General features: G+C 48.4%; 1 rRNA gene. It reads right to left on the reverse strand.

From position 1 onward, the window contains the following. Positions 1–60: ribosomal RNA gene (rrf, locus tag IB245_RS28975) — 5S ribosomal RNA — on the reverse strand; the annotation flags it as partial. Positions 61–254: the final 194 nt, after the last annotated feature.

Below are 254 nucleotides of genomic sequence, written 5' to 3' on the forward strand. Positions count from 1 at the left end.
TCGTTTCACTGCTGAGTTCGGGATGGGATCAGGTGGTTCCAATGCTCTATGGTCGTCAAGAAATTCTTGAGCTGACGCGTCTTGCGACGTTCCAGCGAATCGGGTATGCGATAGTTTGTGTGTTGCTTCTCGAACTTTCGGTTCATTGCGTCTTCACACACCGCAATCTGATGCTCTTTCGAGTAGTCAAATTGCTTGGGTGTTATATGGTCAAGCCTCACGGGCAATTAGTATTGGTTAGCTCAACGCCTCAC

It is taken from the genome of Pseudomonas sp. PDM02 (assembly GCF_014852285.1).
In the GTDB taxonomy this organism is placed as follows: Bacteria; Pseudomonadota; Gammaproteobacteria; order Pseudomonadales; family Pseudomonadaceae; genus Aquipseudomonas; species Aquipseudomonas migulae.